This is a genomic window from Paenibacillus sp. MER 180, assembly GCF_023713665.1.
Taxonomy (GTDB): Bacteria; Bacillota; Bacilli; order Paenibacillales; family Paenibacillaceae; genus Paenibacillus_B; species Paenibacillus_B suaedae.
Genome location: NZ_JAMAVT010000093.1, coordinates 1 through 370, shown reverse-complemented (window position 1 = coordinate 370; position 370 = coordinate 1). Strand labels below are relative to the sequence as shown.

2 tRNA genes and 1 rRNA gene are annotated in these 370 nt (G+C 54.6%); all 3 read left to right on the top strand.

The window, feature by feature from the left end:
- A 5S ribosomal RNA gene (gene rrf, locus M3661_RS30000) occupies positions 1-108 on the top strand; the annotation flags it as partial.
- A gap of 43 nt (positions 109-151) precedes the next feature.
- Positions 152-228, top strand: a tRNA-Ile gene (locus M3661_RS29995).
- Positions 229-250: 22 nt separating this feature from the next.
- Positions 251-326 (top strand) — tRNA-Ala (locus M3661_RS29990).
- The last annotated feature ends 44 nt before the right edge of the window (positions 327-370 follow it).

The following is a 370-nucleotide window of genomic DNA, read 5'->3' as shown; positions in this document are numbered from 1 at the left end:
GATGGCGGAGGGGTTCCACGCGTACCCATCCCGAACACGACCGTTAAGCCCTCCAGCGCCGATGGTACTTGGACCGCAGGGTCCCGGGAGAGTAGGACGTCGCCAAGCAGAGCATATATTGCTCATATACAGTCTCCGTTGACTGTGATGAGGGCCCTTAGCTCAGCTGGTTAGAGCGCACCCCTGATAAGGGTGAGGTCGGTGGTTCGAGTCCACTAGGGCCCACCATATAAACTTTATATTCCATTATGGGGCCATAGCTCAGCTGGGAGAGCGCCTGCCTTGCAAGCAGGAGGTCAGCGGTTCGATCCCGCTTGGCTCCACCAAATAAGTTTTATAACATTGTACCTTGAAAACTGAATCGCGAAAG